Raw genomic sequence first — 473 nt, forward strand, 5'->3', positions numbered from 1 at the left:
ACGGTCACCCGTACGCCTGATTTCGAGTCAGGTACATTCGACCACTCTGCCACCTCTCCTGGTAACCGGTCGCTTGTTTCGCGTGAGGCCGCATTATAGATGGTGACCCAGCGCAATGCAAGTGGACCCGGGTTTATTGAAATGGCTGCGGCGGGGCGAAGAACATCTTGCCCACTTTCGCCATGCCGGCGTTCAGTTCGATCCTGTCGATGCTCGCCGTCGCATCGATGGTCCATTCGCGGAACGCCGGACCGGACCACGGGAAGGACGCCAGGCCGGCGCGGATCGCATCGTGCGTCACGCCGGCCTCGAGCCGCCGTTGCCAGCCGGCTGCCCATGCCGCCGTGTACGGGTCGCGCCGGTTGCCCGCCATCGAACGCAGCAGGTTCCCGGCCCGGATGCCGTCGCCGCGCCAGGCGTAGACGAGCGCCGCGGTACGGCCGAGGCCGCCGACGCCGAACTCCATTTCCTGG

General features: G+C 66.4%; 1 protein-coding gene. It reads right to left on the reverse strand.

The annotated features are described in order from the left end of the window. Window positions 1-133 precede the first annotated feature (133 nt). Window positions 134-473: hypothetical protein (locus ACEN88_RS34175; RefSeq protein ID WP_413346821.1), on the reverse strand; the 340-nt coding region annotated here is incomplete at its 5' end.

It is taken from the genome of Massilia sp. CT11-108, assembly GCF_047302915.1.
Classification (GTDB): Bacteria; Pseudomonadota; Gammaproteobacteria; order Burkholderiales; family Burkholderiaceae_D; genus Telluria; species Telluria orientalis.